This is a genomic window from Pedomonas sp. (assembly GCF_036515995.1).
Classification (GTDB): Bacteria; Pseudomonadota; Alphaproteobacteria; order Sphingomonadales; family Sphingomonadaceae; genus Pedomonas.
This window is the reverse complement of the sequence record NZ_DATBUP010000123.1, coordinates 1-11,681: the sequence shown is the minus strand read 5'-3', so window position 1 is coordinate 11,681 and position 11,681 is coordinate 1. Positions and strand designations below refer to the sequence as shown.

The 11,681-nt window shown below is 62.5% G+C and carries 22 protein-coding genes; 19 read left to right on the top strand and 3 right to left on the bottom strand.

Features of this window, described 5'->3' with window-relative positions; genetic code table 11:
- The first annotated feature begins 160 nt into the window (after positions 1–160).
- The 16 genes from VIG90_RS09655 (at position 161) to VIG90_RS09580 (ending at position 9,193) form a co-directional block, all read left to right on the top strand.
- A complete protein-coding gene (locus tag VIG90_RS09655; RefSeq protein WP_331593294.1) occupies positions 161–1,372 on the top strand; it encodes a phage portal protein in 1,212 nt (403 codons plus the stop codon).
- On the top strand, positions 1,369–2,028 hold the full coding sequence (locus tag VIG90_RS09650; protein WP_331593293.1) for an HK97 family phage prohead protease: 660 nt from the start codon (positions 1,369–1,371) through the stop codon (positions 2,026–2,028). Before VIG90_RS09655 ends, VIG90_RS09650 begins: the two co-directional genes overlap by 4 nt.
- A gap of 21 nt (positions 2,029–2,049) precedes the next feature.
- Positions 2,050–3,258: a phage major capsid protein gene (locus tag VIG90_RS09645; protein ID WP_331593292.1), complete on the top strand. Its 1,209-nt coding sequence runs from the start codon at positions 2,050–2,052 to the stop codon at positions 3,256–3,258.
- Between the two features lie 54 nt (positions 3,259–3,312).
- Positions 3,313–3,534 (top strand): hypothetical protein, encoded by a 222-nt coding sequence (locus VIG90_RS09640; RefSeq protein ID WP_331593291.1) that lies wholly within the window; start codon positions 3,313–3,315, stop codon positions 3,532–3,534.
- An 11-nt stretch (positions 3,535–3,545) separates the two neighbouring features.
- A complete protein-coding gene (locus VIG90_RS09635; protein WP_331593290.1) occupies positions 3,546–3,965 on the top strand; it encodes a hypothetical protein in 420 nt (139 codons plus the stop codon).
- A complete protein-coding gene (locus tag VIG90_RS09630) occupies positions 3,965–4,861 on the top strand; it encodes a hypothetical protein (protein WP_331593289.1) in 897 nt (298 codons plus the stop codon). Before VIG90_RS09635 ends, VIG90_RS09630 begins: the two co-directional genes overlap by 1 nt.
- 7 nt (positions 4,862–4,868) lie before the next feature.
- Positions 4,869–5,273, top strand: coding sequence for a hypothetical protein (locus VIG90_RS09625; RefSeq protein WP_331593288.1), 405 nt, complete (start codon positions 4,869–4,871; stop codon positions 5,271–5,273).
- 155 nt (positions 5,274–5,428) lie between these two features.
- Positions 5,429–5,992: a hypothetical protein gene (locus VIG90_RS09620; protein ID WP_331593287.1), complete on the top strand. Its 564-nt coding sequence runs from the start codon at positions 5,429–5,431 to the stop codon at positions 5,990–5,992.
- Between the two features lies 1 nt (position 5,993).
- Positions 5,994–6,293, top strand: a complete 300-nt coding sequence (locus tag VIG90_RS09615) for a hypothetical protein (protein ID WP_331593286.1) — start codon at positions 5,994–5,996, stop codon at positions 6,291–6,293.
- A complete protein-coding gene (locus tag VIG90_RS09610; protein WP_331593285.1) occupies positions 6,290–6,850 on the top strand; it encodes a head-tail connector protein in 561 nt (186 codons plus the stop codon). The genes VIG90_RS09615 and VIG90_RS09610 overlap by 4 nt, the downstream gene beginning before the upstream one ends.
- Positions 6,838–7,158 carry a phage head closure protein gene (locus VIG90_RS09605; RefSeq protein ID WP_331593284.1) on the top strand — a complete coding sequence of 107 codons (321 nt, stop codon included), beginning with the start codon at positions 6,838–6,840 and terminating at the stop codon, positions 7,156–7,158. The genes VIG90_RS09610 and VIG90_RS09605 overlap by 13 nt, the downstream gene beginning before the upstream one ends.
- On the top strand, positions 7,158–7,634 hold the full coding sequence (locus tag VIG90_RS09600; RefSeq protein WP_331593283.1) for an HK97-gp10 family putative phage morphogenesis protein: 477 nt from the start codon (positions 7,158–7,160) through the stop codon (positions 7,632–7,634). Before VIG90_RS09605 ends, VIG90_RS09600 begins: the two co-directional genes overlap by 1 nt.
- The gene (locus tag VIG90_RS09595; RefSeq protein ID WP_331593282.1) at positions 7,634–8,038 is read left to right on the top strand and encodes a DUF3168 domain-containing protein; all 405 of its coding nucleotides are present in this window, start codon (positions 7,634–7,636) and stop codon (positions 8,036–8,038) included. Before VIG90_RS09600 ends, VIG90_RS09595 begins: the two co-directional genes overlap by 1 nt.
- A gap of 62 nt (positions 8,039–8,100) precedes the next feature.
- Positions 8,101–8,517 (top strand): phage tail tube protein, encoded by a 417-nt coding sequence (locus VIG90_RS09590; RefSeq protein WP_331593281.1) that lies wholly within the window; start codon positions 8,101–8,103, stop codon positions 8,515–8,517.
- The gene (locus tag VIG90_RS09585) at positions 8,517–8,873 is read left to right on the top strand and encodes a hypothetical protein (protein ID WP_331593280.1); all 357 of its coding nucleotides are present in this window, start codon (positions 8,517–8,519) and stop codon (positions 8,871–8,873) included. The genes VIG90_RS09590 and VIG90_RS09585 overlap by 1 nt, the downstream gene beginning before the upstream one ends.
- Before the next feature lie 44 nt (positions 8,874–8,917).
- Entirely contained in the window at positions 8,918–9,193 is a 276-nt protein-coding gene (locus VIG90_RS09580; RefSeq protein WP_422662183.1) for a phage tail assembly protein T, read from the top strand.
- Here VIG90_RS09580 and VIG90_RS09575 read toward each other — a convergent pair.
- Genes VIG90_RS09575 through VIG90_RS09565 form a run of 3 tightly spaced genes read right to left on the bottom strand, consistent with a single transcriptional unit; the run spans position 9,190 to position 9,696 of the window.
- Positions 9,190–9,312: a hypothetical protein gene (locus tag VIG90_RS09575; RefSeq protein ID WP_331593278.1), complete on the bottom strand. Its 123-nt coding sequence runs from the start codon at positions 9,310–9,312 to the stop codon at positions 9,190–9,192. The two genes, VIG90_RS09580 and VIG90_RS09575, sit on opposite strands and share 4 nt — an antisense overlap.
- A 1-nt stretch (position 9,313) precedes the next feature.
- Positions 9,314–9,547: a hypothetical protein gene (locus tag VIG90_RS09570; protein WP_331593277.1), complete on the bottom strand. Its 234-nt coding sequence runs from the start codon at positions 9,545–9,547 to the stop codon at positions 9,314–9,316.
- On the bottom strand, positions 9,544–9,696 hold the full coding sequence (locus VIG90_RS09565; protein WP_331593276.1) for a hypothetical protein: 153 nt from the start codon (positions 9,694–9,696) through the stop codon (positions 9,544–9,546). Before VIG90_RS09565 ends, VIG90_RS09570 begins: the two co-directional genes overlap by 4 nt.
- 146 nt (positions 9,697–9,842) lie before the next feature.
- Between VIG90_RS09565 and VIG90_RS09560 the strand changes: the two genes are divergently transcribed.
- The 3 genes from VIG90_RS09560 to VIG90_RS09550 all read left to right on the top strand — a co-directional run.
- Positions 9,843–10,490: a hypothetical protein gene (locus tag VIG90_RS09560; protein WP_331593275.1), complete on the top strand. Its 648-nt coding sequence runs from the start codon at positions 9,843–9,845 to the stop codon at positions 10,488–10,490.
- A gap of 154 nt (positions 10,491–10,644) precedes the next feature.
- A complete protein-coding gene (locus VIG90_RS09555; RefSeq protein WP_331593274.1) occupies positions 10,645–11,487 on the top strand; it encodes a phage antirepressor in 843 nt (280 codons plus the stop codon).
- Positions 11,429–11,681 (top strand): hypothetical protein (locus VIG90_RS09550; protein WP_331593273.1); only part of this gene is annotated, 253 nt, incomplete at its 3' end. The genes VIG90_RS09555 and VIG90_RS09550, both read left to right, overlap by 59 nt.

The following is an 11,681-nucleotide window of genomic DNA, read 5'->3' as shown; positions in this document are numbered from 1 at the left end:
CCGTGGTTGTGAAGGACCCGGCGGGCAACCGAAAGCTGGATAAGAGCAAATCGACCGGCCGCATTGACGGCATGGTGGCGCTTGTCATGGCCATCGGCGCTGCAGCGAAAGAGGCCGGTACGGGCGGGTCGCTCGACGATTACTTGGAGAGCCTGGCGCAATGAACCTGCTGAAAAAGGCGCTCGGGTATGTCGTGCGCCGCCTCACCTTGACGGAGCCGGAGGGCTGGAACACGCGGCCGAGCCATGCCGGCGAGACGGTGACGCCGGATTCGGCGCTATCGCTCTCGACGGTCTGGGCCTGCACGAACCTGCTCGCCGGCACCATCGCCAGTTTGCCACTGAAGTTTTACAGCGGCCCGGCAACGCAAGGGGGCGCGGCGGTAACCGATCACCCCGTTTACAAGGTTCTGGCAGAGAGCCCGAACGCCGACCAGACGCCGATGGACTTCTGGGAGTTCCTGGTTGTCAGCCTTGAGTTGTGGGGCAATGCCTACGCTCGCAAGGTGATGAGCGGCAATCGCCTGATCGCGCTGGTGCCTGTGGCACCAGATGCGGTGGCTGTTTCGCGGCGCTCAGACGGAAAGCTGCTGTATCGGTTCTCGGACGAGGGCCGGTATTATGAACTGACCGAAGAGGGAGTGTTCCATATCCGCGGCTTCGGTGGCGGCCCGCTTGGCGGCATGAGCACGCTTTCGTTTGCGCGCCACTCGTTCGGCCTGGCTCAGGCCATCGAGAAAGCGGCGGGCGGCACCTTCGCCAACGGACTGCGCCCATCGGGCCTGCTGAAGTTCGCACAGTTCCTGACCAAGGAGCAGCGCGAGGTTGCCGAACAGCGCATGGTCGAGAAGTTCGTTGGCGCTGTGAATGCGGGCCGACCGATGGTGCTTGAGGGTGGCACCGAGTGGCAGCAACTGACCATCAACCCGGAAGATGCCCAGATGCTGCAAAGCCGGGCATTCTCGGTCGAGGACATTTGCCGGTTCTTCGGCGTGCCTCCCTTCATGGTTGGCCATACCGAGAAGTCCACCAGCTTGGGGACCGGCCTTGAGCAACAGCTTCAGGGCTTTCAGAAGTTCACGCTTCGTCGCCGCCTCAAGCGGATCGAGCAGGCCATTTCCAAGCAGCTGCTGAGTCCGGCGGATCGATCGAAGCTGAAGCCGAAGTTCAACGTCGAGGGCCTGCTCCGAGCTGACAGCAAGGCCCGCTCCGATTTCTACGCCGCCATGATCCGCAACGGCATCATGACGGTCAACGAGGTGCGCGCCCTGGAAAACCTTGCGCCTATCGAAGGCGGCGATGTGGCGCGCACGCAGTCTCAGAACATCCCGCTTGGTCACAACGGCGGCCCACCCCTGGAGGATGGTCAATGAACACGCTCGACTTTGCGCTTGAGACCAAGAGCCTGACCGATGAAGGCGAATTCGAGGGCTACGCCTCGACGTTCGGCAACGTCGATCTTGGCGGCGACGTGGTGGAGCCGGGGGCCTTTATCGAAAGCATCGTGCGCAGCAAGTCGGAGGGCCGGGCAATCCCGATGCTGTGGCAGCATGATCGCCGGGAGCCGATCGGTGTCTGGAAGGACATGGCCGAAGACAGCAAGGGCTTGTTCGTGCGTGGCAAGCTTTTGGTTGATGCGGACCCGCTGGCCAAGCGCGCCCATGCGCTGCTGAAGGAGAAGGCGTTGGGCGGCATGTCGATCGGCTACTTCGTACCGCCGGGTGGCGCCGCAGAAGATGAGCGCCGTCGCGGCGTGCGGCGACTGAAGAAGCTCGACCTGCGCGAGATCTCCCTTGTCACCATGCCGATGAACACGGCGGCCAAGGTGACGGCGGTGAAAGAACTGGTGGCGGACGGCCAGCTGCCGTCGCTGCCCGAGTTTGAGGATTTCCTGCGCGAGGCAGGGTTCTCGAAAAGTCAGGCCGCAGCGATCGCTGGCAAAGGCCTGTCCCACCTGCTCCGGGGTGAGCCCGGCAGTCCCCCTACCGCTGACTTCTGGTCGGCGCTTGACGCGCAGCTGCGCGGGTAAACCAATCAACGGAGACACAGGATGTCTGGTACCGAGACCAAGACCGCCGAGCAGCTTGCCGGCGAAGTGAAGACTGCGCTCGACAAGAAGGTCGGCGAGGTCAAAGAAATCGCCGAGAAGGCCCTGGCCGAGGCCAAGGCGACCGGTGAGGCAACCGAGAAGACCAAGGAAAAGGCCGACGAGGCCCTGGTCAAAATGAACGAACTGCAGACCACCCTGCAGGACATTGAGCAGAAGCTGGCGCGCCAAACGGATGGCGGCGCAGAGACCAAGTCCATCGGCGAGCAGTTCACCGACAGCGAGAGCTACAAGCAGTTGATCGGCGCCGGTGGACAGCGGGGCCGAGCCTCGCTGGAGATTAAGGCCACCCTGACCTCTGCCACAACGGATGCCGACGGCTCCGTGGGGGCTGCCATTGCGCCGACCCGCCTGCCAGGCATCCAGACTCCGCCGGAGCGGCGCATGACGATCCGGAGCCTTATTACTCCGGGCCGCATGGATGGCAATTCGCTGGAGTATACTCAGGAGACGGGCTTCACCAATAATGCGGGCATGGTGGCGGAAGGTGCGCGTAAGCCCGAATCCAGCATCAAGCTCGATATGAAGACGACCTCGGCCAAGGTCGTTGCGCACTACATGAAGGCCTCGCGGCAGGTGCTGGATGATGCTTCTCAGCTGCGCTCGCACATCGATGAGCGCCTGCTGTACGGCCTCGCCCTGAAGGAGGAGTCGCAGATCCTGAATGGCGATGGCACCGGCCAGAACCTGCTGGGCATCATCCCCCAGGCGACGGCCTTCAGTCCGGCGTTTGTTGTCGCGGATGCCAGCCCGATCGACATGATCCGCCTTGCAATGCTTCAGGCGGTTCTTGCCGAGTATCCGGCCACTGGCCACGTGCTGCACCCCGTGGACTGGGCGAAGATCGAACTGACCAAAGATTCCACAGGACGTCACATTATCGGCGTTCCGCAGGGCACTGCACCGGCGTCTCTGTGGGGCCTGCCGGTGGTGGAGACGCAGGCGATCACGATGGGCAAGTTCCTGACCGGGGCATTCAAGCTCGGCGCGCAACTGTTCGACCGCTGGGCGAGCCGCATCGAAGTCGCGACAGAGAACGAGGACGACTTCGTGAAGAATCTCGTGACGATCCTCGCTGAAGAGCGCCTGGCTCTGGCGGTGTATCGCCCCGAGGCATTTGTCTACGGCGATATCGCACCGCCGGCTGGCTAACCGGCTCACCGGGCGGGGTCGCTGGCTCCGCCCTTCTTCTTCAGGAGAGGTGCAATGCAGAAGTTCAAGGTTCTCCGCCGCCATGACGGCGACAAGGAATACGACGTCGGCGACACCCGCGAGGCCAATGCCACGGATGTGGCCCACCTGGTGCCGAACGTGCTGATCCCGCTGGATGCCGATACGGCGGCCGAGGGCGGCGAAGCTGCAGGCGGCCAGCAGACGCCGGCTAGTAAAGGTAAAGCCGCGAACAAGACCCCGGCGGCGAAGAAGTAAGGGCAGGGTCGATGCCATCACTGATTTACAACAGCGCCCTTGAGGATCTGGCCAAGGGTGCCATCAACTTCGCCACAGACAGCTTCAAGCTGATATTGGTCGATGCGAGCTACGTACCGAACAAGGATACCCAGTCGAAGCGTTCGCAGGTGACCGGCGAAGTCGTGGGCGCTGGCTACGCGGCGGGCGGTAAGACGGTGACGGCAACAGTTGCTCGCGATGATGCGAATGACCGGGTCGATGTCACCTTCAGCAGCGTGACGTGGGCAGACTCCACCATCACGGCGCGCGGGGCGGTGATTTACAAGTCGCGCGGCGGTGCAGCCACGGCTGATGAACTGGTCGCTTACTGCGATTTCGGCGCGAACGTTTCCAGCACTGGCGCGAGCTTCACTGCCAACTTTACGTCGCCTTTCCGGCTCCAAAACTGATGCTGTCGAACTGGACCGAGGCAACCAGCAGCACAGGCGGCACCGGCCCCCTGACGCTGGCGGCCACAGGCGGCGCAGCCTTGCCGGGCGATGTGTTCCCGCTCGCCAATCAACTCGTGCAGTATTCCATTGTGGAATACGCCGACACGACGCGCTCCACGATAGCTCAGGCCGAAAGCGGCTGGGGGTTGCTTGGTGCAGGCGGGACGCTTAACCGCGCGTCAGTTCAGGCGACTTGGGTTGGCAGTTCGACCCGCTCTTATGCCAATAGCGGAGAGCTGGTGCCGCTCAGCTTCACCAGCGACCCGCTGAAGTTGCGCATCAGCATCACTGCGACGGCGGAGGGCGGGCCAGCGGCGTATCCTGGCGCGGGCGCGTTCGGCGCACCTGCTGTCTTTGCCGCCAACTATTTCGCCGCCCAGCCTTCGAATTCGAATACTACTGCCGGCCGCTTGTATGCGGTGCCGGTTTTTCTGCCCTTCAGCAGGCCCACCGCAAGCGCGGGCGTGTATGTCGGCACGGCCCCGGCCTCGGGCACCGCAACCATGAATGTGGCGATCGCGCAGTGCAGTCCCACCACCAGTAACCCCCACATGATTCTGTGGGCGGCAAACGACGTGCCTATCAGTGCAGGCGGCATGAATCTGGCCACTTGCGGGCAGTTCTTTGCCCCCGGGTGGTACTGGTTCCTGTTCGGCACCAATGAAGCTGTCAGTGTTGGCATGACGGCGGATTTAATCGCTGGCCCCGCGGGGGTGAGCGGTTCAGGCGGCTTCAAATCACGGTATGCCTACAAGGGCCTGACCGTCATGACGGCTGGCGAGACCGCCTATGGCTCTGGTGCATGGTCAACCATCCCGAATGCGAACGGGCCGATGCCCTACTTCAAGCTGTGAGGCGGTGATGCAGACTTGGGCTGACTACACCGATAAGGGGCCCGCGCTTCTGGCCGCGCTTGAGACGGCAGGAATCATCTTCTTTACGCTGGATGGCGCGGTGCATGTCTCTGATCTTGAGCGGGCGCGCAGCATTGCGGCGACTGTTGATCCGCTGCCGTTTGAGCAAGTGCGCAAGGTGGCTGAGGTCAAGGCGTCCTGTGAGGACCGTATTCTGAATGCCTATCCGCTCTGGCGACAGGTGAACGGCAGTCGTGAAAACCCGGCGTCGCCGGAGACGGCAGCCATGTTTGCGCGCATCGATGCGCTGCGTGAGGCATCGAACCTGATCGAGGCGGATGTGATGTCGCTGACAGACTGGCGAGCCGTGCGAGACTTTGACGTATCTACTTCCAGCCGCTGGCCTGACTGATGCTTGGCGTTTCGCCCCTCGGTTTGCGGGGCTTGGGCCTTGCGCCGAAGGGCGGCGCGAGCATTCCGCCTGACCCATCCCAGCCGGGGATTGCGGACGGCGGACTGCCGGCGGTCACGGTTGCGGCGCCTACAGCTGCCGCAGCAGGCGCTGCCGTGGCTTTCATGGTCCTTCCTGCCGCCCAGGTAGCAGTTCCGGCTGCGGCGGCGTCTGGCGGGGCGGTGGTAACCGTCTCGCTGGCATCTATCCAGGGGCTGGCACCGCAAGCCACGGCAACGGGCGCTGCAGAGGCGGCAGCGAGCCTGCCAACGGTTTCTATTGGATACCCTGAAGCGGCGGCAACCGCTGGCGGGGTAGGGGTAGCAGCAGCTGCCTTGCCGACCATCACAGCTGGCGCACCGGCTGCAGCAGCCGAGGGCGAAGCAGCGGCGCAGATCCTGCTGCCGCAGATGGTGGCTGTCGCGCCGCAGGTGCAGGCGGATACCGGGGCGGGCGCAATTGCAACCGCTTCGCTGCCGGACGTGATCATTTATGCGCCAGGAGTGGCGGCAACAGGTGGAGCGCAGGCAACGGTGGCGCTGCCCATGATCGTGGCGAGTGCGCCCGACGTGATTCTTGGACAACCGTTCTTGCCGGCTTTCAGCCGCGCGGGGCGGGCAGGCGGCAATCGTGACGGCCATGCTGAAAGTGGGCGCGGTTCCCGTGCAGTGAGGTTCTGACATGTTCCGGATGAAGCCCAGCTCGGCCGATCTCGATTATCCGATCACCTGGGATCTGGCCGAGGGTGACAGCATTGTCAGCAGCACCTGGGCGGCAATGCCGATCGGCCTGCCGGGCGAAGGCGACATGGCCATCAAGGCGGGCTCACAGATCATCGAGGGCGAGACGACGGCCTGCCTGCTGACCGGCGGCCGAGAGGGGCGGCGGTACCGGGTGACGACCACAATCACGACAGCGCAGGGCCGGACGGATGTTCGCTCGCAGTTGTTCCGCATCGGCGACGTTGAGGTGCAGGCATGAGGATCATCACACCGCCCACGGCGACGCCGGTCACGCTCGAGGAAGTGCGCGCTCAGCTCCGGCTAGACGGCGGTGAAGAGGATGCGCTGCTGGCTGGCCACCTCGCTGCAGCGGTCGGACAGGTGGAAACGCTGACCGGGCTGCTGCTGATGCCGCAGACGGTGGCATGGGACTTCGACAGCTTCGCCGCTGCAACCCAGCCGCTGCCGCGCGGGCCGATCCGCTCGGTGAGCATGAGCTATGAGGACGCAGCGGGTGAGATTCAGGCGGTGCCAGCGGCGAGCTATCGCCTGCGGACAATGAACGGCGTGAGCTACGTTCGGTTGACGAGCAGTGCGGCATGGCCGGCCCTTGGCCCTGACGCTCTGGTGACGGTGACAGCCGAGGCAGGCTTTGAGGATGCCGAGGCGGTGCCAGCCACGCTGCACCAGGCCATCCTGTTCCTGACGGCTCACTTCTTCGAGAACCGAACTCCGGTGAACATCGGCAACATCACGTCTGAATTGCCGCTGACTTTCCGGCATCTGGTGGAGCCGCATCGCTTATGGCTGATCTGATCGGGCAACTGGATCGCCGCCTGAGGGTGCTGAAGGCCCAGCCGGTGCAGGATCCGAATAACGGCGAGGTCGTGACCACATGGGTGCCGGTCGCCACGGTGTGGGCGTCTCGCAAGCAGCTGAGTGGCCGGGAAGTCGAGATCGCAGCGGCGACAAAGGGCGCTGAGGAACTCCGGTTCCGGATCCGGTACAGGACAGGCCTCGACACCACGGCCCGGCTTGAGTGCGAGGGCATGACCTACGCTATCACGCGCCTTGAAGAGATCAGCCGCCGGCGCTGGCTCGATCTGTACGCACGGAGAGTCTGATGGCAGCGCCAAGGGTGCGGATAAAATTCAGCGGTGGCCAGCAGTTGCAGCGCGCCCTCGAGGAGATGGGCGAGGAAATGGCAACGAAAACCGGCCATCGGGCCAACCTGAAGGCCGCGCAATATATGCGCGAAAAATACGTGGAAGCAGCGCCTTACCAGCCCGGCCCGACTGTCAAATCATGGCGGAAAAAGAACGGTGACGTTGTCACTGCCGACTATGGGCACCTCAAGGAGAACATCCGCATCAGGCGGGACAAGGCCCGCAAAGAGGGTCACATCGTCCATCTGGTGACGGTGGGCCGCGCGTTCTGGGGCCGATTCCTTGAGTACGGAACTGTGAAGATGGCGGCGCGGCCGTGGATGCGCCCGGCCTTCGAGGCCAACAAGGAGCAGGTCACGGAAGTGCTCCGGGAAGAGCTCAACAACCTGATCAAGAAGTACGCCAAGAAGATCCCCGGCGCGAAGGTGAAGTGATGCTGGCGAACGCAATCTACCAGCGGCTAGCGGGACATGTGCAGCTGGCGGCCATGGTGGGCACGAAAATCTATCCCTCACGAGCCCCGGACGAAGCAGCGCTGCCCTACGTCACCTATCTGGACATGGCCGCGCTCGACCAGGCGCAGGATCTGAACGGCAAGGGTGACCTCTCACTGGCCCGCGTGCAGGTTGATGCCTGGGCCACCACGGCGATGGAGGCCAAGCATATCGGCGATGCCGTTCAGGCGGCGCTTGAGGACTTCACCGGCACGGTTGCAGGCGTGCGCATCGCGGATGTGACGCTCATTGGCGGGTTCGACGACTGGGAAGGCGGCACCGGTGATACACCGACCGTGACCTACCGGCGCATGCGCGAATTCTACGTCTGGATCGAGACCTGATCCTGACCAACCAACCCTGAACCGGCCCGCTTAGTAGCGGGCTTTTTTTATGGAGACGGCAAATGGCTGTGCATTCCAAAGGCACGCAGCTGAAGGTCAAGATCGGCGAAACCTATGTGGCGATCCCGGGCATCGCCTCGATTTCGATACCGGCTGGCCAGCGGGCAAAGATTGATACCACGACACTCGATTCCGCTCGGAAGGAGCACATCGTGGACATTCCCGACAGCTTCGATCTGTCATTCGAGATTAACCTGACGCCCGGAACGGGCGGTCAGTATCAAGAGGCTCAGCAGGCCCTTGAGGACGCCTATGAAAGCGGCGATGCGCTGGAGTTCCAGGCGGCGCTGCCAGCCGCTTTCGGCTCTACCTACAGCTTTGCGGCCACGGTCTCGCTGTTCCAGCCAAAGGCAGCTGTCGGCACTCAGATGAAGGCCGACGTGACCATTTCTTCCACCGGTGATGTGACGAGGGCATAATGAGCAAAATTCTTACTCGCGATGACATTCTTGGCGCAGATGACCTCCCCACCAAGGATGTGCAGATCCCCGAGTGGGGCGGCGGCACGGTCCGCGTCCGCACCATGGCGGCCGCAGAGCGTGACGAATTCGAGGCGGCGTATGCCCGAGCGCGGCAGGCTGGCGCACCAATCAATCTGCGCGCTCGCTATGCCGCGGCGTGTATCGTTGACGAGCAGGGCCAGCCGATCTTCACGGAGGCGGACGTTGAGAAGCTGGGGCGGAAGTCCGCAGACGCTCTGGATCGCGTATTCGGCGCTATCAGTGATCTGAACAAGCTTGGTGCAGGTGACGTCGAGGAAGCGGCAAAAAACTGACCGAGCGGCCTACGCGCCGGGCATTGCTTCGGCTTTGCCTGGCGATGGGCCGCACACCCCGGGAGCTTGGCGCAGCGCTCACAAGCGCTGAACTGACAGAACTGATGGCATTTGATCTGATCGAGCCCTACGGCACCGAGCGAATGATGGACGGCTTCCGGCTGCTCGCCTGCCTCGGCTTCAACAGCAACATAGGCCCCGATCAGAGGCCACTCATGCCAGAGGACTTCCTCAAGGTGTACGAGCCGCCCGTTGAGCGGGATGAGGAAGCAGAGGCGGCGGCGCTGTTCCGGCACTTTGAGAAGAGGGTGAGGGGTTAGCGATCCTTGCCCCACTTCTTCTCGAAGCGGGTGGCGCTGATCTTGGAGGCGATCATGGCGACCAAGGAAACAATGAAGCCGGCGATGGGGGCGGCCCAGAGTACAAAGCCTTCTTCCATGTCAGTCCTCGCTTTCAAGCCGCATCAGAACGAATCGTGCAGCCAAGTGTACCCAAGCTGACACGATAAGCCAAATCGCCGACGTGGTAGTGGAGCCGCTGGTCACCACTGGTGTTACAAACGCACCGATCAGGAAAGCGGCTGCAATGTTGTTCAGGAAGGTCGCAGTGACCTTCCATTGCTCGTTGTGACGCTTCGCCTCAAGGCGGCGTCGGCGCTTCTCGGCCTCGGTCATTTTGGCAGGTAGCCGCGCTCGCGGAGCCAGTCTGTCAGGATCTTGTCCACAAGGGAGGCCATCGAACGGCGGTCATCCTTGGCAGCCTTTTCCAGGGCCGCCTTGGTTTCCTGCTGTAGCCGAACGCCAATCGGGGTTGTTTGGGACATCTACAAAGTGCCTACATAATGTAGTTGACAGTGGTCGAGAGTGTAGGCAATCTGAAGGTGCTTCGCAAGCATGAAGCGGTCGGATGGGGAAGGTGGAAGCTCCCCACACCCGACCTGACCACCAACCGTCTGAATCGGAGACGACGATGGCTGAGGCCACCTATAACACCTCCCGACGCGGTATGCTCGGGCTTCTTGCCGCAACTGCTGTGGCAGGCGTTGCCATGCCTTCCCCGGCCCGCGCTGACAGGGCGGTATGGGAAGAGGCTGTCAGACAGCATGAGGCTGCGGAGGCGGCCCTTGCCGATGCTCTTCGGCAAGAGGACGAGTCCTTCACAGCATTCATTGAGGAATGCCCGGACCGCCCGCCGTTGCGGCACGATGTGCCCGTTACGCGCCCCGACGGAACCTCAATCATTTTCCCGGCAGAGTTCGCGTCGGAAGAGGTTCTGCGGGGTGAGAGCTGGGACCTCATCAAGGGCAGCTATCTTGGTGACGCGCACGAAGAGGCGCGCAGGGTGCTGCTTCCCCAGTGGGACGAATGGAGAGCCACGAGAGAGGCGCTCAGGCGCAAGCACAGGGTCGCCGAAACAGAGGCGTTGTGTTTTGCGACCGGGGAGGAGGCGCACAACAAATTTGATCAGCTCATGCGTATCCCAGCGCCGGACATGCCTGCGCTTGTGCACAAGCTGACCCTGATGTGGGGTGAGGACGGAAACGGGGGCGACCCTGGGGCAGAGTATAAGCAGCTGATCCTCAGCGACGCTCGGCGTCTCGCCAATCTGACCAACTGATCTAACGAAATCGCAAAGTTCCCCGACGGGGGAGGGCCTGCCGACTGCAACGGCGGGTCGATGGCGGGGTGCGTTCGCTTTGGACCGGCCTACGCACCCCGCTGTCACCAAGGTCCTGAGCGATTGCAGCGCTCAAAACATAGGAGGCCCAGATATGGGCAGCACGTCTTTAGTCTCCTTTGCGTTTGATGCAACCGATGTTCGGGTGACCAGCCGGGATGGCGAGCCATGGTTCGTGTTGGCGGATGTCTGTCGGGTGCTCGGAATCAGCAATCCATCTGACGCCGCCTCTCGCCTGAAGGAGCGGGAACGGCATACCCTCGGCAATACCGAGGGTATCGCAGACAGCCGCGTTCAGTCGCTGGTGGTCATCAGCGAATCTGGACTTTACAAGCTGGTGCTTCGAAGCCGGAAACCAGAGGCGGAGCGGTTTGCAGATTGGATCACCGAGGACGTAATTCCCTCTATCCGCAAGACCGGCAGCTATGGTGCTGCGCAGGTCAACTTAAGAGACCCGGCCCAGCTGGCAAACATCGCCGTTCAGCTCATTGAGGTAAACAAGGAGCTTCAGGACCGGGCCGCTCGGGCTGAAAGGCTGGTTGAGGCCGCCAAGCCAAAGACCGACTTCTATGACCGGTTCGTCAGCGCCGAGGGGCTGTACGGGCTCCAGAATGTAGGTCGGATCCTCGGCTATGGCGCCAACAGGTTCGTTGCATACCTCAAGCAAGGCTACATGTTCTACCAGGGCAGCGCGTTGCTGCCTAAGGCGAGATATCGCGCCCTGGGGCTCTTCGAGGTGAAATCCACTCTTGTTGAGGACAAGGCTCGCCTTCGTTCTTATATGACCCCCAAAGGCGTCCTGTATTTCGCCAAGCAGTTAGGCATAACTCCGAGCGAAGACATGTTGAGCGGCGCACTCGAGATGAACGAGGGGGATGATGTCCAAGGTCGTGGAACTTATGCCGAAGCGAATCGAGGTTTGGTCCGGCGTTATTAATGGTGAGACCAAAAAGACTTGGTTCGTCTCGCTCTGCGAGGAGGGCAATGAGACCATTGTCCACGACGCACCTACTGAGGAAGAGGCAAGGGAGGCCGCCAGCGAGTGGGGCCTTCCCGTCTCCATACGTCGCTTTTCACTAAACGACATGGAGCCCGCCGCTGTGGCGGCCCTCATTGAAGCGGCGGCGTTTA

What these genes read in the sequence shown, in the direction of transcription:
- VIG90_RS09655 (WP_331593294.1), top strand. Translation starts at nt 161, where the DNA reads ATGAACCTGCTGAAAAAGGCGCTCGGGTATGTCGTGCGCCGCCTCACC.
- VIG90_RS09650 (WP_331593293.1), top strand. Translation starts at nt 1,369, where the DNA reads ATGAACACGCTCGACTTTGCGCTTGAGACCAAGAGCCTGACCGATGAA.
- VIG90_RS09645 (WP_331593292.1), top strand. Translation starts at nt 2,050, where the DNA reads ATGTCTGGTACCGAGACCAAGACCGCCGAGCAGCTTGCCGGCGAAGTG.
- VIG90_RS09640 (WP_331593291.1), top strand. Translation starts at nt 3,313, where the DNA reads ATGCAGAAGTTCAAGGTTCTCCGCCGCCATGACGGCGACAAGGAATAC.
- VIG90_RS09635 (WP_331593290.1), top strand. Translation starts at nt 3,546, where the DNA reads ATGCCATCACTGATTTACAACAGCGCCCTTGAGGATCTGGCCAAGGGT.
- VIG90_RS09630 (WP_331593289.1), top strand. Translation starts at nt 3,965, where the DNA reads ATGCTGTCGAACTGGACCGAGGCAACCAGCAGCACAGGCGGCACCGGC.
- VIG90_RS09625 (WP_331593288.1), top strand. Translation starts at nt 4,869, where the DNA reads ATGCAGACTTGGGCTGACTACACCGATAAGGGGCCCGCGCTTCTGGCC.
- VIG90_RS09615 (WP_331593286.1), top strand. Translation starts at nt 5,994, where the DNA reads ATGTTCCGGATGAAGCCCAGCTCGGCCGATCTCGATTATCCGATCACC.
- VIG90_RS09610 (WP_331593285.1), top strand. Translation starts at nt 6,290, where the DNA reads ATGAGGATCATCACACCGCCCACGGCGACGCCGGTCACGCTCGAGGAA.
- VIG90_RS09605 (WP_331593284.1), top strand. Translation starts at nt 6,838, where the DNA reads ATGGCTGATCTGATCGGGCAACTGGATCGCCGCCTGAGGGTGCTGAAG.
- VIG90_RS09600 (WP_331593283.1), top strand. Translation starts at nt 7,158, where the DNA reads ATGGCAGCGCCAAGGGTGCGGATAAAATTCAGCGGTGGCCAGCAGTTG.
- VIG90_RS09595 (WP_331593282.1), top strand. Translation starts at nt 7,634, where the DNA reads ATGCTGGCGAACGCAATCTACCAGCGGCTAGCGGGACATGTGCAGCTG.
- VIG90_RS09590 (WP_331593281.1), top strand. Translation starts at nt 8,101, where the DNA reads ATGGCTGTGCATTCCAAAGGCACGCAGCTGAAGGTCAAGATCGGCGAA.
- VIG90_RS09585 (WP_331593280.1), top strand. Translation starts at nt 8,517, where the DNA reads ATGAGCAAAATTCTTACTCGCGATGACATTCTTGGCGCAGATGACCTC.
- VIG90_RS09580 (WP_422662183.1), top strand. Translation starts at nt 8,918, where the DNA reads ATGGGCCGCACACCCCGGGAGCTTGGCGCAGCGCTCACAAGCGCTGAA.
- VIG90_RS09575 (WP_331593278.1), bottom strand. Translation starts at nt 9,312, where the DNA reads ATGGAAGAAGGCTTTGTACTCTGGGCCGCCCCCATCGCCGGCTTCATT.
- VIG90_RS09570 (WP_331593277.1), bottom strand. Translation starts at nt 9,547, where the DNA reads ATGACCGAGGCCGAGAAGCGCCGACGCCGCCTTGAGGCGAAGCGTCAC.
- VIG90_RS09565 (WP_331593276.1), bottom strand. Translation starts at nt 9,696, where the DNA reads ATGTCCCAAACAACCCCGATTGGCGTTCGGCTACAGCAGGAAACCAAG.
- VIG90_RS09560 (WP_331593275.1), top strand. Translation starts at nt 9,843, where the DNA reads ATGGCTGAGGCCACCTATAACACCTCCCGACGCGGTATGCTCGGGCTT.
- VIG90_RS09555 (WP_331593274.1), top strand. Translation starts at nt 10,645, where the DNA reads ATGGGCAGCACGTCTTTAGTCTCCTTTGCGTTTGATGCAACCGATGTT.